General features: G+C 46.7%; 18 protein-coding genes and 1 pseudogene. 8 read left to right on the top strand and 11 right to left on the bottom strand.

Annotated elements, in window-relative coordinates:
- A partial coding sequence (locus QT987_RS22880) for a PAS domain S-box protein (RefSeq protein ID WP_333244694.1) occupies positions 1-8,252 on the bottom strand: 8,252 nt, incomplete at its 3' end.
- A gap of 1,270 nt (positions 8,253-9,522) precedes the next feature.
- Between QT987_RS22880 and QT987_RS22875 the strand changes: the two genes are divergently transcribed.
- On the top strand, positions 9,523-10,053 hold the full coding sequence (locus tag QT987_RS22875) for a hypothetical protein (RefSeq protein ID WP_333244691.1): 531 nt from the start codon (positions 9,523-9,525) through the stop codon (positions 10,051-10,053).
- A gap of 117 nt (positions 10,054-10,170) precedes the next feature.
- Here the strand turns inward: QT987_RS22875 and ilvD are convergent, their stop codons facing one another.
- Positions 10,171-11,856 carry a dihydroxy-acid dehydratase gene (ilvD, locus tag QT987_RS22870; RefSeq protein WP_333244689.1) on the bottom strand — a complete coding sequence of 562 codons (1,686 nt, stop codon included), beginning with the start codon at positions 11,854-11,856 and terminating at the stop codon, positions 10,171-10,173.
- Positions 11,857-12,147: 291 nt separating this feature from the next.
- Between ilvD and QT987_RS22865 the strand changes: the two genes are divergently transcribed.
- The gene (locus QT987_RS22865) at positions 12,148-12,990 is read left to right on the top strand and encodes a pentapeptide repeat-containing protein (RefSeq protein ID WP_333244711.1); all 843 of its coding nucleotides are present in this window, start codon (positions 12,148-12,150) and stop codon (positions 12,988-12,990) included.
- 87 nt (positions 12,991-13,077) lie between these two features.
- A complete protein-coding gene (locus tag QT987_RS22860) occupies positions 13,078-13,941 on the top strand; it encodes a sulfite exporter TauE/SafE family protein (RefSeq protein WP_333244686.1) in 864 nt (287 codons plus the stop codon).
- Positions 13,942-14,112: 171 nt separating this feature from the next.
- Here the strand turns inward: QT987_RS22860 and QT987_RS22855 are convergent, their stop codons facing one another.
- Complete coding sequence (locus QT987_RS22855) at positions 14,113-14,910, bottom strand: hypothetical protein (protein WP_333244683.1); 798 nt, start codon at positions 14,908-14,910, stop codon at positions 14,113-14,115.
- 323 nt (positions 14,911-15,233) lie between these two features.
- On the opposite strand from QT987_RS22855, the gene QT987_RS22850 reads away from it, so the two are divergent.
- Both QT987_RS22850 and QT987_RS22845 read left to right on the top strand, forming a co-directional pair.
- Positions 15,234-15,560 carry a hypothetical protein gene (locus QT987_RS22850; protein ID WP_333244709.1) on the top strand — a complete coding sequence of 109 codons (327 nt, stop codon included), beginning with the start codon at positions 15,234-15,236 and terminating at the stop codon, positions 15,558-15,560.
- 59 nt (positions 15,561-15,619) lie between these two features.
- The gene (locus QT987_RS22845; protein WP_333244680.1) at positions 15,620-16,159 is read left to right on the top strand and encodes a GIY-YIG nuclease family protein; all 540 of its coding nucleotides are present in this window, start codon (positions 15,620-15,622) and stop codon (positions 16,157-16,159) included.
- 341 nt (positions 16,160-16,500) lie between these two features.
- Here QT987_RS22845 and QT987_RS22840 read toward each other — a convergent pair whose 3' ends face one another.
- The 5 genes and pseudogenes from QT987_RS22840 to QT987_RS22830 all read right to left on the bottom strand — a co-directional run bounded on the left by QT987_RS22840 (position 16,501) and on the right by QT987_RS22830 (position 23,941).
- Entirely contained in the window at positions 16,501-17,823 is a 1,323-nt protein-coding gene (locus QT987_RS22840) for a response regulator (protein ID WP_333244677.1), read from the bottom strand.
- Between the two features lie 206 nt (positions 17,824-18,029).
- Complete coding sequence (locus QT987_RS22835) at positions 18,030-22,163, bottom strand: ATP-binding protein (protein ID WP_333244673.1); 4,134 nt, start codon at positions 22,161-22,163, stop codon at positions 18,030-18,032.
- A gap of 475 nt (positions 22,164-22,638) precedes the next feature.
- The gene (locus QT987_RS30040) at positions 22,639-22,716 is read right to left on the bottom strand and encodes a DUF6887 family protein (RefSeq protein ID WP_445299725.1); all 78 of its coding nucleotides are present in this window, start codon (positions 22,714-22,716) and stop codon (positions 22,639-22,641) included.
- Positions 22,703-22,783 (bottom strand): annotated as a pseudogene (locus QT987_RS30035) (DUF6888 family protein); the annotation flags it as partial. The gene QT987_RS30040 and the pseudogene QT987_RS30035, both read right to left, overlap by 14 nt.
- Positions 22,784-22,867: 84 nt before the next feature.
- On the bottom strand, positions 22,868-23,941 hold the full coding sequence (locus tag QT987_RS22830) for a hypothetical protein (protein ID WP_333244670.1): 1,074 nt from the start codon (positions 23,939-23,941) through the stop codon (positions 22,868-22,870).
- A 428-nt stretch (positions 23,942-24,369) separates the two neighbouring features.
- On the opposite strand from QT987_RS22830, the gene QT987_RS22825 reads away from it, so the two are divergent.
- The 3 genes from QT987_RS22825 to QT987_RS22815 are packed head-to-tail and all read left to right on the top strand — an operon-like array spanning position 24,370 to position 25,053.
- A complete protein-coding gene (locus tag QT987_RS22825) occupies positions 24,370-24,540 on the top strand; it encodes a hypothetical protein (RefSeq protein ID WP_333244668.1) in 171 nt (56 codons plus the stop codon).
- Positions 24,541-24,580: 40 nt separating this feature from the next.
- The gene (locus QT987_RS22820) at positions 24,581-24,784 is read left to right on the top strand and encodes a hypothetical protein (protein ID WP_333244664.1); all 204 of its coding nucleotides are present in this window, start codon (positions 24,581-24,583) and stop codon (positions 24,782-24,784) included.
- On the top strand, positions 24,781-25,053 hold the full coding sequence (locus QT987_RS22815; RefSeq protein WP_333244661.1) for a type II toxin-antitoxin system RelE family toxin: 273 nt from the start codon (positions 24,781-24,783) through the stop codon (positions 25,051-25,053). Before QT987_RS22820 ends, QT987_RS22815 begins: the two co-directional genes overlap by 4 nt.
- Before the next feature lie 89 nt (positions 25,054-25,142).
- On the opposite strand, the gene QT987_RS22810 is transcribed toward QT987_RS22815, so the two are convergent.
- The 3 genes from QT987_RS22810 to QT987_RS22800 form a co-directional block, all read right to left on the bottom strand.
- The gene (locus QT987_RS22810) at positions 25,143-25,394 is read right to left on the bottom strand and encodes a DUF2281 domain-containing protein (protein WP_333244658.1); all 252 of its coding nucleotides are present in this window, start codon (positions 25,392-25,394) and stop codon (positions 25,143-25,145) included.
- A 100-nt stretch (positions 25,395-25,494) separates the two neighbouring features.
- Positions 25,495-25,830 carry a DUF5615 family PIN-like protein gene (locus QT987_RS22805; RefSeq protein WP_333244655.1) on the bottom strand — a complete coding sequence of 112 codons (336 nt, stop codon included), beginning with the start codon at positions 25,828-25,830 and terminating at the stop codon, positions 25,495-25,497.
- Between the two features lie 11 nt (positions 25,831-25,841).
- On the bottom strand, positions 25,842-26,132 hold the full coding sequence (locus tag QT987_RS22800) for a DUF433 domain-containing protein (protein WP_333244652.1): 291 nt from the start codon (positions 26,130-26,132) through the stop codon (positions 25,842-25,844).
- Positions 26,133-26,249: the final 117 nt, after the last annotated feature.

Here is a 26,249-nt window from a genome sequence, read left to right as displayed (position 1 = left end):
CCGTGCCTGCCCTCGAATTCGATGCCCCCGTGCCTGCCCTCGAATTCGATGCCCCCGTGCCTGCCCTCGAATTCGATGCCCCCGTGCCTGCCCTCGAATTCGATCGTGAAGCAACTTCCTACACCCACAGTGCTGGTGAGCAACACCTGCCCGCCGTGGAGTTCGACAATACGTTTCACCAGGGCAAGCCCCAAGCCAGTGCCTGTATATTGACGATTCAGCGCGCCATCGATTTGGATAAAGGGCTGAAACAGTTTGTTGATATGTTCTGGGGCAATACCAATACCTGTATCGATGACGGCAATTCGCAGACTCTCTTTGACCAAAAAATGGGGTGAGGAATCGGCAGAATCTGGGTCTGTCCGGGGCTGTTGACGGCTGACTTCTAGGGTGATGCGTCCTCCGTTAGGAGTGAATTTGACCGCGTTATTGAGCAGGTTGATCAAGACTTGGCGCATCCGCCGTTCATCAATCAATAAGTCGGGCAGATTGAGTGGCACTTTAATCTCTAGCTGGATGCGTTTTTGCAGGGCTTGTTGTTTGATAAATGCCAGACTGGATTGACAGAGATGATTGATTGAAACTGGGGTGCAATCGAGCTCCATTTGACCCGATTCAATTTTGGCGACATCCAAAATGTCATTGATTAACTCTAGTAAGTGAGAGCTACTCCGCTCGATCGTTTGTAAAGCTTTGATTTGTTGTTCGTTGACGATGCCAAAGACTTGCTCTTGTAGCCCCTCGCTCATGCCCAGAATGGCGTTGAGGGGGGTGCGGAGTTCGTGGCTCATGTTGGCAAGGAATTCGTCTTTGAGACGGGTAGCACGGGCCAGTTCTTGGTTAGAGACTGCCAGTTGTTCGTTGCGCTCGGTGAGTTGCTGCTGGGCTTGCTGCCGTTCGGTGAGTTCTTGCTGCAACTGCTCAAATAGGCTAGCTTGTTGAACCGCGATCGCCAACTGGTTAGCAATTTGTTGCAGGAGTTGCGCTTCAGACTCTTGCCAGACTCGCTTTTCTCGGCAAGCATGGACGACTAAAACCCCCCAGAGCTTGTTGGTTGGGCCAGGGGCAACCCCTCTATGGCTTTGGCTGCTTCGGACTTCTTGCAGGATAGGTGCAACCATTTTGGACTTGACTTCACCAACGCTTGCGTATTCCACCAAGCAATTAGTCCCCATATCGGTCATGATATCGGGGACGATACGGGGCTTGCCCTGGGAATAGTGGTTGAGGATTTCTTGAGACCACAGTTGCTCGTCCCAGTGATGGTTTTTGAGGGCGGGAAACTCGGTCAACACAGATTCTTCAACTATTTGACTTCTGCCATTGCCAAATAGCCGGATTACGATGATTCGATCGCCTTGCAAGATTTCTTTGACTTGCTGTGTCACAGTCGCCAAAATTTCCTTAATATCCAACGATTCGCGAATTTGCTGGGCGATTTCTCCCAAAGTTCGCTGCCGTTGCAGTTGTAAAGCGATCGCCTTTTGTGTTTCCTTGCGGATAGCCAGTTCTGATTGTACCTGTTCGTAGAGGTAAGATTGCTGAATGGCGATCGCTAATTGGTTAGCAATTTGTTTAAGTAAATTGATTTCCCAGTCTTGCCATTGGCGCGGACGATCGCATTGATGAACAATCAGTAACCCCCAGAGGGTTTGATTCAGAATAATTGGAACTACGAGTTTAGCTCTGACTTGGATTTCTGCGAGGAATTCAACCAAGCAGGGTAAGATTGACTCGTTTTCATCTTCCCTATCGTTGAGGGCATAAACTTTTCCTTGGATATAGCGATCGTAGTTCTCTTCGGGGAAAACCTCTTCTGGGAAGAGGATATCCAGAAGCTTAAGCCTATTTGGCGAAACTGATTCAGCAATGGCAGCCCCCGTCCCTTCAGGAAAAACCCGATAAACCAGCGTTCTGTCTGATTGCAAGAGCTGATGGATTTCCTCAACAGTGCTATTGAGAATCTCGTCCAGATTCAGAGACGATCGCATCCGTTTAGTAATCGCTCCCAGCAAACGTTCCTGTTTTGCTTGTTGTTGCAATCTCAGTTCGGCTTCTTTGCGATGGGTGATATCCTGAAACGTGCCTACCAGACCAATAATATTACCTGAGCAGTCTCGCAGGGGAGCCTTGTGGGTTTCGAGAAATATTGGTTTACCATTGGGTAGGGTTAGCGTTTCTTCGATCCCTAATATAGCTTCACCCGTTTCGATTAACCGCCGATCCATCGCACAATACTCGTTCGCCTCGACTTCTTTCTGGCAAATATCTAAATCTCTTTTACCTATACTTTCGGTCGTAGATGGCAAGCCTAGAGTTTTGGCAAACTGCTGATTGCATCCTAAAAAAACCGACTCTCGATTCTTCCAAAACACCGAAAGCGGGATGGTATCGAGTACCGTTTGCAGAAACTGCTGAGATTCCTGCAAAGCCTTCTGGGCCTGTTTGCGATCGCTGATATCTACTAATACACAAATAGTTTGATCCTCTGAGCCTGGAAGAAGTGCGGCTCCGATCAGCACAGAAATCCGGCTGCCATCCTTACGGTAGTATTCCTTTTCCAAGGAATCGATCGCGCCATCCTGCATCAGGTGCTCCATCGCTACAACATCAGCGGGGAGATATTCGGGCGGGGTCATAGCATCCCAATGAATCATCCCAGCATTTAGTTCCTCCCTAGTGTAGCCAATCATCTGTAAGAAGCGATCGTTGGCATCGATAATGTTCCCATGAAAATCGGCAAACATCATGCCGCTCACACTGGACTCAAACACACGGCGGAAGCGGATTTCACTGCTTTCCCTGGCGAGTTCAGCTTGTTTGCGATCGCGGATATCCGATATAATTCCCTGGATGCTAATCAATTCCCCTTCAGCATTGATAACAGGTCGGGCGCTGCTTCTCACCCAGACATAATTGCCATCTCGGTGGCGATGTCGGAACTCATAATCACTTGACTTTTTACCAAGTTTGACATTCTCCCGATAATCAGTAACCACCAAAGGGCGATCGTCTGGATGCACCAGGGATATAAACGACTTACCCATCCATTCACTCTCGTCCCAGCCAAACATGGTCTTGAATTGCGGTGACAAATAAGTGAGCATCCCATCGGGTTCACATGACCAGATCAAATCATTAGCCCCTTCTACCAGGCGCCGGAATTTAGCTTCACTCTCTGCTAATTGGGCTTCGATTTGTTTGCGATCGCTGATATCGCGGCATACACAAATCAATAATCCATCCTCTGTGAGGGTGAGGGATAGCCCTTCGGCAAAGGTAGAGCCATCTTTGCGGGTGGCGATCGCCTCTCCCTCCCAAGCGCGATCGCGCCCCAGCACCGGCAAGACTTCCCGCTCAAACCGTTCTAACTCGTGTTGGGAATACAAAAGTTTCCAGGTTTTGCCCACCAGTTCTTGAGGATGTTCGTAGCCAAACAGTTCTAGATGGGCTTGATTCAAATAAAGGTAGGTGTCTCCTTGCATAATTGCAATGCCGTCGATCGCCGCCTCAATTGCTGCCAGTTGTCGTTTTAGGGTTTCTTCGGTTTGTTTGACATCGCTAATATCTGCAAAATAGCCAACAATCTCGATTGGCGTGCCTTCTTCATCTCGCAGCAGACGCATTTCATCCCGTAGCCAAACGTAGTGACCATCGCGATGCAAAAATCGATATTCATGCTGATGAGTGTTGTGTTCAAAGAGAGCCGATAAATGTGCAAAAACTCTAGGGGCATCTTCTGGGTGAATATGGTTAGCCCAGAAGCCAGATTCCGATAAAAAATCTTCTGGTTTGTAGCCCAAAATGGCTTCGATATTTTTGCTCATGAAGGTTGCTCCATAGTCGCCATAGGGCTTACAGCTATAGATCATGGCGGGGCTCGATGCCAGAAGAAATTCGAGGCGTTCTTTCAAAAGGCGATTTTCTAGCTCTGTCTGTTGGCGATCGGTAATGTCTTGGATCAGGCCAAGCACATAGAGATGTTCATCATCCATCAATAGGATAGAAGTGGAAAAGGAGATAGTGCGGCACTGTCCATCTGGGCGCCGGATTTCCCTTTCCACGGCGATCAAGTTGCCCCCTTGTCGTATCTTTTTCAGGTCGGCAATCGTCTGTTTTTGAGATTCTTGATTATTCAGGTACAAGCTGTGATACCACCCCAGACGGTTAATTTCTTCTAAGGTGTAACCCGTAATCGTTTGCATTTGCTGATTCCAGACTGTGAAGCGGACAAATGGAAACTCCTCAACTTCATAGAAAACGCACAGCCCTTCAGTCATGTTTTCTACAATTTGTTGACGGAAAGTATTTTCCTGCCGAAGCGTTGCTTCGGCAAACTTGCGATCGGTAATGTCGAAGCGAATGGCTAGATACTGAAAAGGTCGCCCGCCTTCGTCCAAAAAGGGGACAATGGTGCTAGCAACCCAGTACAGGCTACCGTTTTTTGCCTGGTTGCAAATTTCACCGCGCCAAACATGACCGCTAGTAATGGTCTGCCACAAATCTTGGAAAAATGCAGGGGGATGATAGCCAGAGTTGACTAGGCGATGGGTTTTGCCCATGAGTTCATCGCGGGAGTAGCCAGAGATCGCACAGAAGGGATCGTTGACGTAGGAGATCACCCCTTGGCGATCGGTGATGACCACAATGGCAGACTGATCCAAGGCCTGTTTAAAGGCTGATAATTCTTGAATTAACTGCTGTCGTTGGAGTTCAGCCTGTTTGCCTCTGCTAATATCAAAGTTGACCCCAATCATGCTCTGGGGATTGCCTTGGGCATCTGGCACGACGACACCATAGGCTTTAATAAAGTGGAGGCTACCATCGGGATGCAACACTCGAAACTCGGTATCAAATTCTGCTTGTCCTAAGAGGGCTTGTTGGAGCAATGTTTCGGTGGCGGTGCGGTCTTCGGGATGTAGTCGGTTTGCCCAAATGTCGTAAGGCAGAGGGGAATGAGATTGTTTTGTGACACCGTACAGTTCGTACATCCGCTCATCCCAAAAGACGGTGTTTTGTACAAGATCGAAGTCCCAACAACCGATCGCCCCTGATTTGAGCGCCAAAGCGAGGCGATCCGATACTGTCTGTAGTTCTGCTTCTGCACGTTTGCGATCGCTAATATCTTTGGCGATGCCTAAAAAGCCGATAATTTGTTGATTGACATCCTTGAGGGTGCTGATGGATAGCGACACAGGAAATCGAGAACCATCTTTACGGATATAGCTCCACTCTTCTTCGCTGACAATACCTTGGCGTACTTTGGCAACAAAAAGCTCAAAGCCGGGAGGAATATTTTGCCCTAGTTCAGCAGAGAGTGATGATGCCCGGTCAATTACCTCATTTGCATCGTGGATGAGTGCGGGCGTAGCTTTGCCGACCACTTCTGCTGCGCTGTAACCCAGCATCCTTTCGGCTGCGACATTAAAGGTCTGGATGATGCCAGTTGGGTCTACGGAGATGATGGAGTAATCAGCACAATCGAGGATGGCGCGTTGCAGGCTGTTGACTTGCCAAAGCTCTTGGGTGCGTTCTTCAACTTTTGCTTCTAGCTGTTGGTTTAGTTGGTACAGTTGTCGCTCAGCCTGTTTGCGAGCCGTAACGTCTCGAATCATAAACAAGGCTTCATCTTCGCCACTCTTGACAACTCTGACCTCTTCATATTTCAGGCGTGGGCCAATGTACACCTGCTGTTCATAAACTTGCAGTTCTCCTGTCCGTAAGGCTTGTTCTAGGTGGTTTAGATGTCGGGTCGCAATTTCTCCTGACATCATATCCACCATCCCCACACCAGGGGTATCGAAACCTGTACCGAGAAAGTCGAGCTGACGATTGGCTGTCACGCTCCCCCGATAAATACCATCGGCACCGATGCGAAACATGAAGTCGGGAACTGCTGCTAATATGGCTCGGCTGTGGGCTTCGCTCTGGATCAGGGCGGTTTCGGCAAGTTTGCGATCGCTAATGTCTGTAGTAGTTCCTACATAGCCGACTACTTGCCCGTCTGCATCCAGTTCGGGAACGGACTGCCCATATACCCAAGCCACAGCACCGTCGGGACGTTGAAAGCGGTATTCGAGTTGGAAAGAGCGATTTCCTTGAATGAATTGCTCCCATTCGGCGATGACCCGATCGCGATCGTCGGGGTGTAGCCCTTGTTGCCATCCTTCCCCGAAAGCGGTTTTTGGGGTGAGTCCGCTGATCTGAAACCAGCGATCGTTAACATAGATGCACTTACCCCTAGCATCGGCGCGGAAAATCCCCACTGGTACGGCTTCCACTAGGCTGGCGTAGCGTTCTTCGCTTTCTTGCAGGCGGACTTCAGTTCGTTTGCGATCGCTAATGTCGGTAATGGTGCCTATATAGCCGATCCGATGTCCATTGGCATCGAGTTCGGCGACGCACTGCCCATAAACCCACGTTACTTCACCGTCGGGACGTTGAAAGCGATATTCGAGTTCAAAAGAGTCGTTACCTTGAATGAATTGCTCCCATTGGGCAATGACCCAATCGCGATCGTCGGGGTGCACTCCTTGTTGCCATCCCTGTCCGATAGTGGCTCCTGTTGTGAGTCCGCTGATCTGAAAGTAGCGATCGTTGACATAGGTACATAGCCCCTCGGCATCGGTGCGAAAAATCCCCACCGGAGCGGCGGCGGCAAGGGAGGCGTAGCGTTGTTCGCTCTCGATCAGGGTGGCTTCGATCCGCTGTCGCTTTACCAGTTCATTCTGCAATTTTTGGTGGATCGTGGCTTGCCCAATGGCGATCGCCAGATGCACTGATAAGGCTTGTATCAGTTCGACTTCTTCCGGTTGCCAGTCGCGGGCGTGCTGGCTTTCGCTGGCATTGAGCAAGCCCCATAACTCATCGCCACACAGTAGCGGCACCAAAATTTTGGCTTTTGTCTGGAGGCGGCTCAGCATCTGCCGATGACAGTCTGATATGTTGGCTGTGGAGATATCTGGTACGACGCGAACATATCCCTGACGATAAATCTCAGGATTGTCTTGCTTATAGCAGGTCTCATTGACCCGTTGGCCCAACAGAGACAGGGACGAGTCGGTGGATTCTGCCACGACAATGATTTCCCGATCGGCTTCAAACCGCCAAATATTGACGCGATCGCAGCCGAGCACTTGCCGCACCTGCTGCACAGTCGTATCCAAAATCGTTTGCAGGCTTAGGGACGAGCGAATTTGGGTAGCCAAGTCTGCGACTAATTTCTCTCGTTGTACCTTGGTGTTGAGAGCGGCTGTCCGAGCTTCCACCTGCTGCTCGAGCTCAAGGTTGCGATTTGCTAGCAGCGCTACCTTTTCCGCCTCTAGCCGCACCACCTTCTCTTCCCACTTCTGGACCAGCTTGTATAGCTCCAGCGGGTTGAGGGCTTGCAGCAAACTGGTCTGGGTGACAATACCCAGTAACTCCCCTTGTTCCCCTGTCACCGCCAACCGACGGATCGATCGCTGCTCCATGAGCTCCTGCACAGTCCAGAGTGAATCGTCGGGTCTAACGGCAAAAATCGGCGTACTCATTACCGCCTGAGCTAGACAGGTTTCCAGGTTCAAGCCCAATGTCTGAAATTGCACAATATCCCGCTCGGTGAGAATCCCCACTGGCATTTGTAGCGGTTCAGCAGAGATTCCGCCTGGGTGCACAATCATCACGGAACTGACGCGATGCTCTGCCATAAGTTGAGCGATCGCCAGTAGGGAACAATCCGGCGCAGCACAAATCACTTCGCGGGTCATCACTTCTGCTACCATACGCAACCGCAGCAGGTCGATCGGTCGAGATATTTGGCGCAGACTTTCGTGAGTGACTAGGCCCACTAGGCGATCGAGCTCGTCCACGATGGGCAAATGGCGAATGTGGTGCTGTTGGAGCAGATTAATCGCAAAAAATAAATCGGTGAAGGCGGACTCGCGGAGGGTGACGACGGGGTGTGCCATCACCTCCCGGAGCGCCAAATTCTCCAAGGAACGCTGCTGGGCACTCAGCCGCACCACGTCTCGCTCGGTCAGTACGCCGACCAATTGCTCGTTTTCGACTACCAACACGCAACTCGATCGCGCCTCCTTGTGGAGGTCGTCGAGTTGACCATCCGCCGTTCTAGGGGTGTTGCAGAGCGATCGCACGCCACTCATTTGGGCGATCGCATCCATCACCGTCGTATCGGGCGAAACCACCAAGGGCTCTCGCACGATCGCAGTCCTGAGTTCTATGGGAGTGAGAGCAGTAGTACGAATGAACATGAGTTTATAGGGTTTTTTTGCTGATTATTTTTTTAACCATTTCGCCTTAAACACATGAGCTGATAGCGTAGCCGGGGGTCAGCCATAGTAACGAGAAGAGTTACGTAGCTGCACGACATTCTCTAAATATTATATTTACTTACAGTTCGCTTTTGCCGGAAATGACTTAGGGAATTTCTGCCACTCTAAGCTAACGCTTTTGCATCCTTTTCATGAGATGATAAAAACAGGAATTGCCCTCAACCCTTTACTGGATTAAGTGAAATCTCGGAGAAGGCGCCGTAACGATCAAATTTGTTGACTCTTGACGATTACTGGGAATTCTACAGTATACAGATCGCTATTCCCCCAAGTGAGAAGTTGTGATGCGTTTAATTACTTTCATGTGGGGCTTTTCTGATATTAAGCGTAAAACACTACCAGCCATATCTCGTGGAGTGGGATTAAGCCATGAACAAACACTCTTGCATTTCCTAAGCGAATTACTTGAAAATTAGAACGCTGGAGAGAGGCTAGGTTAAACCTTTTGGACGCTCAGCATAATCGTACAAAACAATGGCTTAATACACCGATTAAGGCAAGTCCAACAGTTAGGGTCAAAGTGGGAGAAGCAGGGGTCATATATCTTCTTATTGCCAGAAGATTGTTCCCAAATGAACCCAATTAAATGGAAGTGGCAACATCTTAAAAAAGATGAATTAGCGGCACAAATGTTTGAAGCGGAGTTATATAGCAATCCTAAATGATTCATGTAAATTTGTAGGTAGTGCCTTTCTTTGCCTACCCCCTATCTATCGGGGCAACCGGGCGTGGGATTGCCCCTACAATAATTACGCGAATGATTTAGGGTTGCTATATCTCGCCTACGCCGTAATTCATGGAGTAGAAGTTAGAGGAGAAACGAGTTTCAAAAAAGAAGGCAAGTGCAGGCCCGTGCTCCCAACTCTGAGGCCATAATTCATTCCAAATCTAAAATCTAAAATCTAAAATCTAAAATGGTATGAGATTGCTTCTTGAAGGGCTGTCGCTACGCCAATAGATGAGTTATATAGCAATCCTCGCATCAGTTGTAAAAATATGTAGGGGGTAGTGCCTTTCTTTGCCTACCCCAGCCTGCATCGGGGCAACCGGGCGTGGGGAGAACCCTACAAGAATTACACAAATCATTTATGATTGCTATAAGACCCAAATCAAAACTATTTTCGGTAATCTTGAAAAACAGGAGTTGCTATAATTTAAAGTTGAAAAACAACTGTACGGAGCGAAAATTATGGGACTATTTGACCAAATTTTGAGCGCGATCGACAATCCCAACCAACAAGCAAGTCCCAATCAGTTGGGCAACATTCTCGGTGCGGTAGAGCAGTTGAGGGGAAACCAGGGCGTCGATGCGGGTACGGCTCAGTTGGCGATGTCGGTTTTGGGCGGATACGTGCGATCGGCATTGCAAAACGTGCGATCGCAGTCAGGAGACGCACAAGCTCAACAACTTGTCAACCAATTTAGCGGTACAAATCCCAATCCCCAAGCAGTACAGAGTTTGTTCGGAGCCGGCCAACTCACGCAGATAGTGACCGATATAGCCCAAAGAACTGGTTTGAATAACGCCACAGTGCAGGCGATGATACCTGTTTTGGTGCCGCTCATACTGAATTTGCTACAAACCGGCGGCAACGCCCAAAATCCAGCCCAGGGTGGAAATCCCGTTTTGAATACGTTTTTAGATACAGATGGAGACGGCGACGTAGATATTACTGACGCCATGTCGATGGCTAGCCGCTTTTTGAATCAGCGCCGTTAATTTGGGATTTTGAAACCGCAGATATCAGCGGATGGACACAGATGAACGCAGATAGGATTTTATCTGCGTTCCTCTGCGTTTATCTGCCTTCATCTGCGGTTAAAAAAAATTCCTACTTTAACCCAAACCTAAATCAGTCACAGCACCGATACTGCTAGAAGAAACCAACTTAGCATATTTAGCCAAAACGCCCCTAGTATAGCGAGGTTTAGGAGGCTGCCAAAGAGCGCGCCGCTGCTCCAATTCTGCATCAGAAACATTGAGCTGCAACAAGCGATTGTTAGCATCAATTGTAATCGAATCGCCCTCTTTTACCAGAGCAATTGTCCCGCCAACTTGCGCTTCGGGTGCAACGTGACCGACAACCATGCCGTAAGTTCCGCCCGAGAAGCGGCCGTCAGTAATTAACCCGACAGAATCGCCTAAACCTGCGCCAATAATTGCCGAAGTTGGTGCTAACATTTCGCGCATTCCCGGCCCGCCTTTGGGCCCTTCGTAGCGGATGATAATCACATCTCCGGCTTGAATTTTGCCTGCTAAAATTGCATCCAAACAATTTTCTTCAGATTCAAATACCCGCGCCGGGCCGGTAATTTGCGGTTTTTTAACGCCAGTAATTTTAGCAACGGCTCCTTCTGTTGCCAGATTTCCCCTGAGAATTGCTAAATGTCCTTGGGCGTAAAGCGGGTTGTTCCAAGGGCGGATGACATCTTGGTCGGTGCGGGGTTCGGCTGGAATATCTGCTAACACTTCGGCAACAGTTTGACCGGTAATTGTCAGGGCGTCGCCGTGCAGCAAACCCTGTTCTAGCAGCATTTTCATTACTTGAGGAATGCCGCCGGCTGTGTGCAAATCGGTTGCTACGTATTTGCCGCTGGGTTTGAGGTCGCACAGCACTGGTACTTTTGCTCGAATAGTTTCAAAATCGTCGAGGGACAGTTCAACGCCGATCGCATTGGAAATGGCCAATAAATGCAGCACAGCGTTGGTTGAACCGCCGACTGCCATGATGACCGCGATCGCATTTTCAAAGGCCTTGCGTGTCAAAATTTGGCTCGGTAACAACTGTTTGCGGACAGCTTCCACCAGCACTTTTGCAGATTCGGCAGCGCTGTCAGCTTTTTCGGCATCCTCAGCAGCCATTGTCGAAGAATAAGGCAAACTCATGCCCATCACTTCAAAAGCGCTCGACATGGTATTTGCTGTGAACATTCCGCCACAGGAACCCGCACCCGGACAAGCTTTTTGTTCGACTGCATTGAGTTCTGTTTCGTCAATTTTGCCCGCGCTGAATTGGCCGACTGCTTCAAAAGCGCTGACAACGGTTAAATCGCGTCCGTTGTGGTGTCCTGGTTTGATCGTGCCGCCGTAAACAAAAATAGCAGGAATGTTCATGCGGGCGATCGCAATCATCGCCCCCGGCATATTTTTATCGCAACCGCCGACAGCCAGCACCCCGTCCATACTTTGGCCGTTGCAAACTGTTTCGATGGAATCCGCAATCACATCTCTCGACACCAGAGAATATTTCATCCCTTCTGTTCCCATCGAGATTCCGTCGCTGATAGTAATCGTACCGAACATCTGCGGCATAGCGCCCGCTTCCCTTGCACCCGCAATAGCCCGCAAAGCGAGGTCGTTCAATCCCATATTGCAGGGCGTAATCGTGCTGTACCCGTTGGCAATCCCCACAATCGGCTTAGTGAAATCGTCGTCACCAAAACCGACTGCCCGCAGCATTGCTCGGTTGGGCGCGCGCTGCACGCCTCCAGTCACAGCTTGGCTTCTCAAATTTTCAGGCATTTTAAAATTTCCTTTGTCAGTTAGTTGTCGGTTGTTCTGTTGTCTGTTGTCTGTTTTTCTTTGCCGCTGGCTGTTGACTGCCCAGTGCCGAGAGTTTTACGCTATTTTTAATTTTCTCAGAAGCGTTCATATTTGTCAGGCCTTTTAAGAGGCAGTGGCACCGCAGTGCCCGGAAAGCAATGCAAAGATTCTACAGATACTACAGCGTGCAGAGTGAATACCGTGGTTATCTGGGATGATGTGGTAACACCCATCACTCTAACGTTTAAAAAAAATTGCGAGGCGAATGACATGGAGGCCGATCGAATTCTGAGGCAATATGCGGCCGGAGAAAGAAATTTTCGAGAAATTAACCTCGCCGGGGCCGACTTAAAAGGGGTAAACCTCAGCGAGGCTAACTTTACCAGATCGAATTTCCAAGACGCAAACCTCAAAGGCGCTAACCTGACGGGAGCGAACTTGCGCGAGGTGAAATTGGCAGGGGTGGACTTGACGGAAGCCAACCTCAGCGAAGCAAATCTCATCGGTACCGATTTGAGCCGTGCCAATCTCAGCGGGGCTAACCTGATGGGAGCCAACCTGCGCGGCTCAATGGCCAGAGAAGTCAACATGACTAAGGCTAATTTGACGGAAGCTAATTTGACCGAAGCCAACTTTACCGAAGCGAATTTGTTTGCGGCCAACTTAACCGAGGCTAGCATGATTCGCATTAATTTGATGAAGGCAAATTTGAGTTGGTCAACTCTCAAAGCGGTAAACCTGACAAATGCCATCCTCAGCGAGTCGCTTTTAGAAAGAGCTAACCTAAATCAGGCAATTCTCAGCGGGGCGATGGTGAGCGGGGCAAACTTGGCTGGTGCAGACTTGCGCCAAGTAACGATGGTTGGAGCTAATCTCACCGACGCTAATCTGAGCAATGCTAATTTGAGAGTTGCTAATGTTAGTTGGTCAACGTTGGCAAGAGCTAATTTGAGCGGTGCTAATTTGTACCGTGCCAAGCTGTGCTGGTCTAATTTTAGCGGGGCTGTTTTGGTGGAAGCGGTTTTGATTGATGCTAATCTCAATCGAACTAACTTCCGCGATGCAGATTTGAGGCGGGCAATTATGCCCGATGGCACAACTAATGATTCTTAAAATTTGATTGTTGACTGTGGACTGTTGACTACTAACTAATGACTACTGACTACTGACTACTAACTAATGACTAATGACTAATGACTAATGACTATCACTGAATTATTGATGTTGGGTGCGGCGGGAATTTTTGCCGGAATTCTAGCTGGATTTTTGGGTATCGGCGGCGGTACGGTGCTCGTGCCTTTGTTGGTGGCTCTCAATTACGCTCCGGTGCAGGCGGTTGCTACTAGCGGTTTGTCGATCGTCATTACAGCTATTTCTGGCAGCATCCAGAATTGGCGCATGGGCTACCTCAACTTGAGTCAAGTCGCAGGCATCGGATTTCCCGCCGTCATCACCGCACAAATCGGTGCTTATTTGGCGGGGATATTTCCGCCTTACTTGCTGTTACTTACTTTTGGGTTGTTGCTGTGGTTGAATATTTATTTGATTGAAGTTCGCAAGCACCTGACAGCTAAGAAGAAAGCGGAACTAGAACAAGGGGAACTGGGAGGACAAGCGGGACAAGGAGAAAATGCTCAATTACCAATTACTAATCACGAATTACCCAATAATTCCAATATTTTATTCCATCCAACTTTTGCTAAAGTTGCTACCGGCAGTGCGGCGGGTTTATTAGCGGGTTTGTTCGGCGTAGGCGGCGGCGTAATTATGGTTCCCCTGCAAATTTTGCTGTTAGGAGAAAGCATTAAAACCGCAATTCAAACCAGCTTGGGCGTCATCGTCATCACGGCAATTTCGGCGACGGCGGGACACGCGGCGCGCGGGAATGTTTTGTGGGTTGTGGGGTTAATTCTTGGCGGCGGCGGTTTGTTGGGCGCGCAGGTGAGCACGCGGTTTTTGCCGAGATTGCCCGATCGTATTGTTAGTTTAGCTTTTCGATCGCTCTTGGCAGTGTTATCGATTTATGTTTTCTGGCAAGCTTGGCAAAAATTTAGTAACGGGTAATGGGTAATTGGTCATTGGTCATTGGTCATTGGTCATTGGTTATTGGTCATTGGTTATTGAGGCAGAGCCTCCGGGTATGTATTCCCAGGCAGAGCCTGGGAACAAGGCTAAGGCTACAATGACAGTTGACACTTTACTAATGACTAATGACTGATGACTAATGACTGATGACTATTGACTGAGTTTCTTCACGGCGCGAGTCAGACGCTGCAAATAAGGCTTGACAATTTCTTGATTTTGTCTCTGCAATTCGGACACTTGCTGCTGCAACTGCTGAATCTCGGTTTGCAACATCCCTGTGTCTATTGTGGGTCGATCGAGCAAGTCCTGCAATTGCTGGAGAGAACCTTGGATTGTATCAAAGTCTACTTCGTTCGATCGCTCCTGTAACTGAGCCGTAATAGTTTTAACTTCAGTTAACTGTTCGCCCATCAATAAAAATCGGACGTTGACATTTTCCCAATCATGCTCTCTCAGGGCACTATTTTCCAAAATGCGGAGTTTTTGCTGCAAATCGGACAGGGTGGTGTAGAGTTCCTGAGAATCAGCCGGCAGCGCCTGGGCTTGGCGTTCGAGGGAGGCTACGGCAGCTTGTACCTCGGCGATGACGCCGGATTCCAAGCCCAGGAGTTTTTGCTGCAAGTCGGAGACGGCGGTGTAGAGTTCCGCAGGTTCTCCAGGTAGTATCTGAACTTGCTGCGATCGACGTTCTACTGCGGCCTGTACGTCCGTAATCGCAGAATTTGCCTTTTGTTGCATTTGTTGCTCGAAACGCTGGCGATTGGCGAGATTTATCGATAGTGCTGCGGTTAAGGGGGCGGCAGCGTAGACAATTTGGCCCGACAATCCTGCAGCAATCGTGCCAATAGCTGAACCAGCAACAGAGGCGTATTCTACCAATTCTAGCCAGTCCGGCTGGTTCGGGCCACTTCTGGAAGCTGGGAATGATGCTTTTTCAATCTTCTGCATAGCCTTTTAGTCGTAGTCGGATAGATGGCGATACCGACATGATAAAAGCGATCGGCAAATAAATCAGGCCTATTTGTCAAAATTTCCTGATTGTGGTATTTTAATTCACCGAAAGCATCCAGGATACCCGCCACGTGATTCATCTCGCGCAAGTTAATGCTTCAATTCTAAAATCTAAAATCTAAAATCTAAAATCTAAAATCTAAAATCGATTGACCTTCTGCCTTCAAAACGGTCAATCTCAGGTAAAATTCAGGATTAAGTCGATCGCTCAACAGTTAACCAATAAAAGTTCACCGCCGTCTGTCAGGAGTATAGAGAAAATGGGTCTTAAGATTATTGAAAGCTACGATAGCAGTTTTGTCCTCGAACCCGATGCTAAAACAGCACTGTTCGGTTCATTAACCGGTGAAAGCTTTCTCCAACAAATAGCGCTACAATTGCAATGCTCGCGCATTGAGTTTGCCGAGTTACTGTTTCAGCCAGTCCCTTACAGCAGCGAGACGCCGAAGGGAATGCCTGCGGAATTTGAAAAGTATCATCAATCGAGCGATTTTGCGATCGTCAACGTCCCGCCTAATTTCATGTTCCAAGCCAAAATATTTAAACCCAGCCGCCTCTGTGCAATCTATCGAGTTTTTAAGAATTAGGTAAAAGCTGGTTCATCTGTGGTTTAATCTAAAATCTAAAATCTAAAATCTAAAATCGGATGACAGAAGACATTCAATCTCTCGCCAGCTTAGAATTCATTCCATACATAGACTCCGAGGGGAAATTGCCCGATTTTGTCCAAGGAAAAATCGGCGTTTACGCAATTTTTGACAGCGATAAAGTCCTGCAATTTGTCGGCTATTCTCGCGACATTTACCTCAGCCTCAAACAGCATTTGGTACGCCAAACCCAATATTGCTACTGGCTGAAAGTCCAAACTATTGACAAGCCCAGCCGCACGATTCTAGAAAGCATTAGAGAAAGTTGGATTGCCGAAAACGGTTCCCAACCCCAAGGTAACGGTGCCGATGCTGCCAAGTGGAACGATCCCATCGACACAAAAACTGTAATGACTGCCCAAGAAACGGCAAATTATGAAGGTATCTTCGCCGATGAAATTGCCAAAGATAAATTGTTGAAAAATGTCGCGCGGCGCGTGGAAAATGAAATTTTCGCGCTGCTGAAAACTCGCGGCGTAACAGAAGAAATCCGGTTTAATCCCAAGCTCAAAACTAGCGGATTGCTGGATTTAAAGTAAATACCGCTCACCCGGCAGTCCGCCAGGGAATGAATTCCCTGTCTAATAGCGAAAGTCCTCTAAAAGAGGACTAAGCTGTTACGAATCTAGATTGTATTTTTGGGCGGGCGGGACGCCCAACACCTACTCCCCACAAGACTTGGATTTTTTTTGACAGACAATTTAAAGGCCCAACAGCTTAATAAATTATTCAGTCCTCTTTTAGAGGACTTTCACTTTGAGGCAGGGGTTTCAACCCCTGACGGACTGACGGAATATCGGTTTTACCTTAAACAGATGCTCGTGTACAATCTATCTCATATATTCTCTGGGTCGGTTAAATTTTAAAATGTTGAAATGTATTAAAATTTAACAGATATCGGAATCTGCAAAATTAACTCGGTTCCTCGGCCCGGAGCAGAAATACAACTGATTTGACCTCGATGTTTTTCCACTACAATATCGTGACTGATTGCCAACCCTAATCCAGTACCGCGGCCTACAGGCTTCGTAGTAAAAAATGGGTCAAATATCTGGTGGCGCACTTCCTCACTCATCCCACAACCGTTATCGGCAATGTTAATCACAACGGATTGAGTGTTTTGAGTGGCTAATATTGAATCTTGATTGTGCAGCGCAGCTTCTGACTCAAAACCTACTGAAGTGCTGATGGTAATTTTTCGGGGAGACGATTGATTTTCCAAGGCATCAATAGCATTACTTAGCAGGTTCATGAACACCTGATTTAACTCACTGGCGTAACAGGTGACTCTTGGCAGTTGGCTGTAGTTTTTAATGACCTCTATCTCCCCAGCTTTGTTTGTCCCCTTCAGTCTGTGTTGCAAAATAACTAAAGTATTGTCAATGCCTTCATGAATATCCACTGGCTTGTACTTTTGTTCGCCAAGGCGGGTGAAGTTCCGCAAAGACATCACAATTTCGCTAATCCGAGAAGCACCCTCTGTCATGGAATTCAGCAGTTTTGGATAATCCTCTGCGATGAATTCGGGTTGAATCTCGTTCAATTTGCCGATAATTTCTGCAACGGGGTGGGGGTAGTAATGTCGGTACAATTCGACGAGGCGAAGCAAATCTCGTGCATACTCCGCCGCTAGAGAAATATTGCCGTAGATAAAGCTGACGGGATTGTTGATTTCGTGAGCAATTCCTGCCGCTAGCTGACCTAAAGAAGCCATTTTTTCCTTCTGTATTAACTGAGCTTGAGTTTTCTTTAGTTCAGTTACGGTTTGTTCGAGTTGCTGGGCGTAGGATTGTGTTTGCTGGAACAACTGGCGCTGCACGAGTTGATTTGAGACGCGGGCGAGAACTTCTTGTTCGTGAAACGGTTTTGTGATATAATCTATACCACCAACTTCAAAGGCTTTGACTTTATCTAATACTTCATTTAAAGCACTGATAAAAATAACTGGAATGTCCTTGGTTGTGGGAGAAGCTTTCAATGCTTGGCAGACTTGGTAGCCGTCCATACCGGGCATCATGATGTCGAGCAAAATCAAGTCAGGAGGAGTTAATTCGATCGACCGCAGCGCTAGTTTGCCGTCGGGTGCGGTGCGTGTTTTGTACCCTTGCTGCGAGAGTATTTGAGCTAAAAGTTGCAAATTAGCCGGAATATCATCAACAATTAAAATATTCCCTTTTAAGACGGGAGTTGCTTCGTAATTCATATCTATTGCGGTAAAATAACCTTTATATAGCAATCCTTGCAGGAGTCGTAAATTTTTGACCCCACCCCAACCCTCCCCTTATCAAGGGGAGGGAGTAAGAAATTCACAAATGATTTAGGATGGCTATAGGCTTGTAGTGAGTACGATCGCCCGATCGCGTTTTATGAGGACGATCGTACTCATTACAAACCTATCTCATATCCTGATTATTTTGCTTCGGGATGGATGAGAGCTAGTATTTGATTGAACTGAAACTCGTTAGCCAATGTGGCTAGGGCGCTAGCTAAAGCGTCATTACGATCGCGAATTTGCTCAATGTGGATCAGAATTAACTCTAAATCGCACTCAATTGTGGCTTTCTCTAAAGCTGCCAGCCAATCTGCGGGTAAAGCTGCCAGACTCTCTGGAGTCGGAGCCTCAATTTGAGTTGACTCGGGAACACTCTCCGGTTCACCGTAAATGTAACGCACTCCCAGATGTTTCTGCAGGGTGGCAAAAATTTCTGTATCTCGAAAGGGTTTGTGGATAAAGTCATCCCAATCATCTGATACAGTAACGGTTGGCGCTTCCTCGGCGTTACTGGCACTCACGGCAATAATTGCCGTAGCTTGACCTTTAACGGTGGCTTTAATGCGTTTGGTCGCTTCATGTCCATCCATCACGGGCATCCACATATCCATAAAAATTAAGTGTGGCTCAAAACTCGACCACATTTCAATAGCTTCCATGCCGTTTGTGGCTTCTTGGAGTTCAAAGTTAAAGTCAGCGAGGAGTTTGATCAGCAGTTGGCGGTTGTCCGATCGATCGTCCACAATCAAAATACGATAGCGTGGCTGGTTGCGTTCCAGCGCTATCACCCGACGCGGTGGCTGTACGGGTTGAGGCGCCGGGACATCAACGGCGCTGACGGGGATATCAAACGCGAAGGTGGTGCCGCCTCCTACTTCACTGCGTACAGTAATCACGCCGCCCATCAGCTTGATAAACTGTTGGCTGATAGCCAGTCCCAAGCCTGTTCCTTGCTGAGATTTTGTTCCTGTTTTGGTTTGCACAAAGGCTTGAAAAAGTTTATCTAACTCATCAGCAGCTATGCCGGAGCCAGTGTCTTCTATTTCAAAATGTAATTGGTAATTACTAATTAGTAATTGCTGATCTTCACCCTCATTAACCGCACTTACTCTTACCCTAATTTCTCCTTGTTTCGTAAACTTAATGGCGTTAGAGAGGAGATTGATTAAAACTTGGCGCAACTTAAGTTGATCTGTTTGCACATATTCGGGAACTTCGCTAGAGCACTCAAATATTAACTGCAATTGTTGCTCCCTTGCCTGGAGTTGAAACATCTCTTCCAAATCGTTCAACAGGCTGCTTAATTGAAATTCTGTTGGGTTGATTGTAATGCGTCCCGCCTCTATTTTGGCTAAATCTAATATTTGATTGATTAGAGCGAGCAAGTGTTCTCCGCTGCGGTTGATAATGCGGATATTTTCCTGTTGTTCGCGAGTGAGGTTGGTAGAGCGCTGCATCAATTGGGAGAATCCCAGAATTGCGTTTAGCGGGGTGCGGAGTTCGTGGCTCATATTTGCCAGGAAAGTGCTTTTGGCAAGGTTGGCGGCTTCTGCGGCCCAGGCGGCTTGTTGAAGCTGTACTGCTTGCTGTTGAGTGGCTTCGAGCAATTGAGCTTGTTGTAAGGCGACTCCCAATTGGGTGCTAATTTGCAGCCCAATATTGATTTCTGCTTCGCGCCAAGTGCGGGGTACAGAATTTTGATAGCTGGCGAGCAAACCCCAAAGTTGACTGCCGCAAAATATGGGGAAAATAACGTAGGCTCTAGCTTGAAATTGTTTTAACAGTTCTAGGTAACAAGGACTCAACCCAGCGGTGTATATGTCTTCAATTATGCGGTAAGGAACGCCTCTAGCATACATACCACCTTGATTTCTTTGTAGATAGGTATCCAGCACTGGTTCACCGGAGGCTTGCATAGTTTTCACGGTACAGCGAGAGTCTTCGACGAGATTGTTTGGCACATTAAAATCGTCGGCTTGTGGGATCAGAGATATCCAGCCCGAAGCCATTGACTCGGCAACAAATTCGCCACTCCAATCAGGATTAAAGCGATAGATACCGACACGATCGCATTTTAGGGTTTGTCGCAGTTCCGAGGTTGTGGTTTTGAATATTGTGTCAATATCTAAGGATTGACGGATGCGATCGATGCTGCGGGCGATGGCTTGTTCTCCCTGGGCGCTTTCTCGCAAAGCTGACTCGGCTTGTTTGCGATCGCTAATATCCAAAACAGTGCCGAACAAACGGATCAACTGCCCTTTTTCATCATAAACCGATTTCCCTCGAACTTCTATGTAACTGAGCGAGCCATCTCTTCGGATCAGCCGCAGATCAATTTCAAAGCTTTGCCCGGACATAGCTTGATCGCGCACCATTGTCAGATAGCGCGATCGATCTTCTGGATGAAAACGCTCGATTAATTGTTCGTTTGGCAGCGGTTTTTGAGTAGGATCGAGCTCATAAATGCGATAGAGTTCTTCACTCCAAGTAGTTGTTGCTGTGGCAATATCGTATTCCCAACTGCCAATACGGGCAATTTTTTGGGCTTCCAGCAGTCGGGATTCGGCTAACTGGCGATCGCTAATGTCGCGCGCTACCCAAACCGCAGAGCTATCGGAAAGTGGCGAAATTTTAGCAGCAAACCAAACTTCTTGGTTATTAATCGGCAGACTGTAATCAAAACTAATAGTTTGTTGGGTTGCCAATGCCTGTCGAACTTGAGCAAAATAAATCTCCTTCCTTGCCTCATTAAAAAATTGTTCGATGATGGAGTCGATCTGATTCGTATTAGAGTTGTATTGAAAAATTCCCTTAGTGGGTATAATTTGGATGGTTTCTTCTTGAAGCTCAAAAATTAATACAATATCTGTAATCGACTCAAAGATTTTCACAACTTGCTCAGTAGAAGTGGAAAGTTTTTGTTCTAGCAATTTGCGCTCAGCAATTTCATATTGTAATAGTTCGTTAGCACGACCTAAAGCAGCGGTACGTTCGGCAACTTCGGCGGCTAAAGTGTGATTGTAGTCAGTTAATATTTTTTCAGATTGTTTGCGCTGTGCGATGTTATAAAAAGCATTGATGGCATAAACAATATTTCCGCCTTCGTCAAAAATTGGTGTGGCGCGCACCTCAAAAGGAATAAATTTCCCCTTTCGATGAAGTTCTACATCTTCCAGGAATACTGTTTCGCCACGCAGTGCTCGGAATGCGGGCAGTTCTTCAGTGGGATAAAGCTGGTTTTGGCGGTAGATTTGATAAACTTCTACTGCTTTTTCTAAAGTTGTATCGGGAATAGTTTCTACGCCGAGCCAATGCTTGGCAGTTTCGTTGAAGTACACGACTTTACCGGAGGCATCGTGGATAGATACTCCCGCAGGTATGGCTTCGATAAATTGCTTGAGTTGGCTCTCTCTTTGCGCTAAAGCTTCATTTAAAGATTTTTGGTCTGCAAAAGCCTGTTGCAGTTGGGCTGCCATAAAATTGAAGGAATTGGCGAGTTCTCCGACTTCATCGAAGCGTCTAATTTCTAAAGGTTGATCCCATTTTCCTGTGGCAAGATTTTTGGCTGCGGTATTCAAACGCCTAATTGGTTTTGTCACCCAACGGGAAGTCAAAAATCCGATCGCGATCGCCAGTGGCAGTGTACCGATCAATAACCACAATGTATGGCGCGTATTTGCTTGAATGCGAGCCATGAAATCAGACTCTGGCACCACCACCACAATCAACCAATCTAAGCCACGGAAATCTCGATAGGGAGTGACACGGACAAATTGCCTATCGCCCTTGCTCGCTAGAGTCAATTTCTCGGTTGTTTGCAGCGTGCGGAAGTTGCCAAATCGGTTGGCGAGTTGTCGAGCAATATCTCGCGTGCGGGCATCCTTGCTGTTGGTGGCTAGCAATGGCGTCGGTTGTTTTTTTGTTGTTGGCGTCACCAAGGGTGTTTCTAGTGTGGATGTGGCAATCAGATTTCCCGATCGATCCATAATAAAAGTTTGTCCTGACGCCGAGAATTGCAGCCTAGCCAAAAAGGTATTGATTGCCGAGGGCCCATTATGATCCGTGAGGCGATCGCGGGTACGTTCTCCTACTTGTTCGATTAACTGATGTGCTACATCCTCGATTGATTCCTGACCACTTTTGAAAGAAAGATAGCCCACTAGCCCAACTACACTTACCGTTTGCAAAACAAACGGAACAATCAGAACCGTTCGCAGCGGCAGCTTGCTAAAAAAATTGGCGGTTAGGCGGTTGAAGTGATAAATGGGCATGGGTATGAACCAATTGCGCTGATAATCGTATTTTAACCGCTGTAGCGTGCCTTTATCGGCAATTGGCGCGCCCTACTGTGAAATTTCCGCCCGGTTCAATATAGCCAACTACTAGCGAAGATTGGACGCGGCTGTCAAAATTTGCTTATGTCAGTTCTGTTTCTAACTGTTGGGCATTTGATTCATTTTTACTTACAAAAATTGTGATAAGTTTTCTAATCTTTTTGTTTTTATCGGCAATCATGTCGTTAATTAAAAGCTCTATAAATGGCTTATGGGTTGGCAGATAACTGCCCATCGTTTGAATTTTTACTTATGTTTGATTTCCCTCTAAATCTGTCAAAGTCAAGCTAGATTAGCTTTCGGGAAGTTTATTAATAGTTTGATTCGGGTGCTGGAAGCGCAACCATTTAACAACTGCTGCCTCTGTTACGGCTACAGATTCATGCAGCCGATCGACAAAAGCATAGAAAGCCTAATTATCATCTCGGTGAGCAAGTACGTAAGCTCGCAATTCCTTTCTGCTCATAGTTTGAAAATTATGTCTGTTCATCAGAGTATCTCCATAGCTCGTTAGGATAAATCTCTATTTCGATAGTTTCACCCGCCAAAATGTAGACGTTATATTATGTCCGGTAGCATCTGAGATGTCGCACCATTCGTGTGGAATATGTAGATACTGTCTTGACAGTTCAAGACAGTATCTACCGAGTTATGTTTTTTACTTCCGTTAACAATGGCAACGGTAGATTTGCACATACTAACTCTGCACAATTCCACTGCCGCAAATACTCATACACTTCAGAAATAATTGCATTTGCTGCATCTAAATCTTGTGCTTGAGAAGCATGATAGTGCGCTATGATTAACGGCTTAATATCCTCGATATCTTGCCATTCCGATTTAGGTTTGAGGGGAATGCTGATATAATAGTTATACGCTTGGCTGTGGGCGGTACGGAGATTGTCAGGGTTTTGACTTAGCAGGTACTCGCCCTTTTCTCGGACTAGCGGATGCAACTGATAGGATTTGAGGTGGCGATCGTAATATAGCAATTGTCGGCGTTTGAGTGCCTGAATAATATTTTCTTTAAGTTCATACTTGCTAACTTCTGGCAGTTGAGCGCTAATTCCAGCAAAAGATAGCGGATATTCTGAGGTTTGATAGACAGAAATTCGGCTGAGACAAGTTTGCTCGCTGTCGCTGAGACGGGCTATCATTTCATCGATCGCACTTTCAATATCTCGAATCAGCAACCAGTCTCTCTGGTGCAGAAAAATCCCGACATTTCCCTGAAACTCGGTATCATCTCGAATCAAGGCTGCGACGAGTTGTAAGGCTTTGGGATGTCCTGAATAGCGATCGCACATTTCGGCTAATTCATCTACATTTGTGATCCCTGAGCGTAGTCGAACGGCAGTCAGATTAAAAGATTGCAATAGGGCAACTGCGGCATCTCGATCCAATCCGTTTAGCTGGATTTCGCGGGTGAGTGTTGACGGCAATTCGGCTAAGCTTTCGCGACTGGTGAAAATAATTTTGCTTTGATGTTCTGTTTCTAATAGTTGTTTGAATAACCAAGCATATTCTGCACAATCGTCTGCGAAATAACCAGCGGCTTTGGCTTCTCCTGCTTTCAAAAGTGTGTCGGCGCGATCGAATACGAGCAAGCAAGGTTTTTCTCTGAGGATTTTCAGCAGATTTTCGGTTTTTTTGCCGCAGTCATTTTGAGCGTTGGCGGCGGCGGTAATGTCGCCGTTGGAGCAGGGTAAGCTCATCTAATTTGGTATAAATTGTACTTAACAATGAGTCAAATAAGTGAGATAACAACAAGGCCACCCAATAAAATATTTCGGAATACATTTATTGAAATAAAGCGGGGTGGATAAAATCTTTCAATCGAGGTTTCTCCTGAGTGTTGTGTAACACAAGAGCAATTAAACCAAGAACAATCCCAATCTCCGGTTTCACCAGCATCCCCGTGAATTATAGCCCTTACGACCAAAATAGCGATCGCCCTTAATTCATCCGCGTCCCTCCCCGTTCATCTGCGGTTCCTAAAAAGTGCGATCGCCCTTACGACCAAAAGTGCGATCGTCCTTAAAATCCGAATAAACAAACAACATCTAATTTGTTATAATTGAGTAAAACTCAACCAACCGATTTTTACTCAATTATATAATAGCTGAAAGATATGTTTGGGAGTATGAAAAACTTAATCAGCACAGATCCACAAGGACACCTCAGTTTAAACCTCGAACCCAAGTCAACAGAATATCGCGTTCTCGTCAACGAAGCCGGACAAATTTTATTAGACCCAATAGCCAACATACCCGATCGCCCTTCATCTGGTTCTGAGATATCGCTGTTAAAATAGAAGCATCATTCCCTCCCAACTCATCTCACCATAAAAGTGTATGAAAATAGAAGACTATCCACTGGCTAAAGAATTGATATTCGATGCCGAGGGCAACATCAGTCAAGTTATTCTAGATTATACCGACTATCAGTATTTCCTAGAAGCGATGGAAGATAGAGGACTTCTATTGGCTATGGGCGCAGTAAAAAATGAAACCCCCTTAAATTTACAGCAAGCACTTGCCGAACTCGAAACAGAATGAAAGTCGAATATCTACCCAGTTTTTTAAAGGATTTAAAAGCTCTTAAAAGTACGCCTGTCTTTCAGCAAATCAAGGATTTTGCTTTTGCAGAAATTCCGAATAGTAATGATTTACAGACAATTGTTAACTTAAAAAAATTGAAAGGCGATGATAATGCGTATCGGCTTCGGGTTGGCGACTATCGAATAGGTTTTTATTTTGATGGCGAAACTGTTACTTTTGCAAGGGTGCTGCACCGGAAAGATATTTATCGCTACTTTCCACCATAAAGCTGTTTTCACTCTGACAGAAGGTTTTGGGCAACTTGTCCTTGTCCTTTAAAGTAGTAGATTAATGTGTTTGTATCGAAAATATACATCTAAAAGCTCTCCCGCAAGATGTCTTCCCCCGACTCAGCACGAATCTCTTCCAGAGTAGGAAAGTCTTCTGCCCATGTTCCAGCTAGGGAATAAACCAATTCTGTCCAAGGAGTTAAAGCATCTACTGTGTCGGTGGATTGGTTCCCATTCAGGTACTTGGCACGAATAAACTGTGCGAAAGTGAGAATTTCGCTAGCTTGATTTTGGGGAAGAGTTTTTACGATCGCATAAATCTGTTCAATAACAGTCATAATCTGATTATAGATAAAGAGCAGTTCAGTTTTATTTTAGCAATTATAATCGGTTTACTTCCACAGGCGATCGCCCTTGACGACAAAAAGCGCGATCGCCTTAAATAAATTCAACGTGCTTGTACATAGATTCATCAGTTTGAAACTCCCATACTTTCACAAGGGCCAATACAATTTCCCCGATACTTCGTCGCCCTTGGTGACAATAAATAATTCCTGCGTGTTCCGCCCCTCTACGATGAATCCTCAAAAAATCAGCATCGTAAGTAAATATTACCCGACCTTGAACTAGAGCAAAAGCCACCTGTTCTTCATCCGATGCACCTAAAAGCCCCACTTCTGGTGTCGTTGTCACATCTATACTTCTACGTCTTAAACCATCAGCAATTGCACTCTCAACGCTTTCATCCAAATGAAACCGAACTTTCTCTGTCATTTTTTCTATCTCTATCGGGGCATCTTAGAGGGAATTTCAGCCTGCATTTCCTTCACTAAATCTTCATCTTCCTGCATTTGCTGCCTGATTTCCTGAAAATGATCGTGATAATAAGCCAAAGCTGAATACACATCAGATAGCGTAATTATTGGATGCCGGGAGACAATTTCATCAGGAGAAAGCCCCATCTGTTCGTGCCAAACAACGATATCCTGTACTCTAATTCGATGTCCCGCAATACGCGGTCTACCGCCACATATACCTGGACTAATTTCAATATGTTCAGATATTACTACTTCCATAAGTTATTTTCCCGATCGTATTGATTGGTACTGTCTTTAACCATTACTTTAACACAAGATATCAAGTCGCTGCAATCAAAACATCGATCGGGCCGATTCATCTAAATGAAAGCGGAT

It is taken from the genome of Microcoleus sp. SVA1B4, from assembly GCF_036700545.1.
In the GTDB taxonomy this organism is placed as follows: domain Bacteria; phylum Cyanobacteriota; class Cyanobacteriia; order Cyanobacteriales; family Microcoleaceae; genus Microcoleus.
Note: the sequence above shows the minus strand (reverse complement) of the source record. Positions and strands in the feature narration are given on the sequence as shown.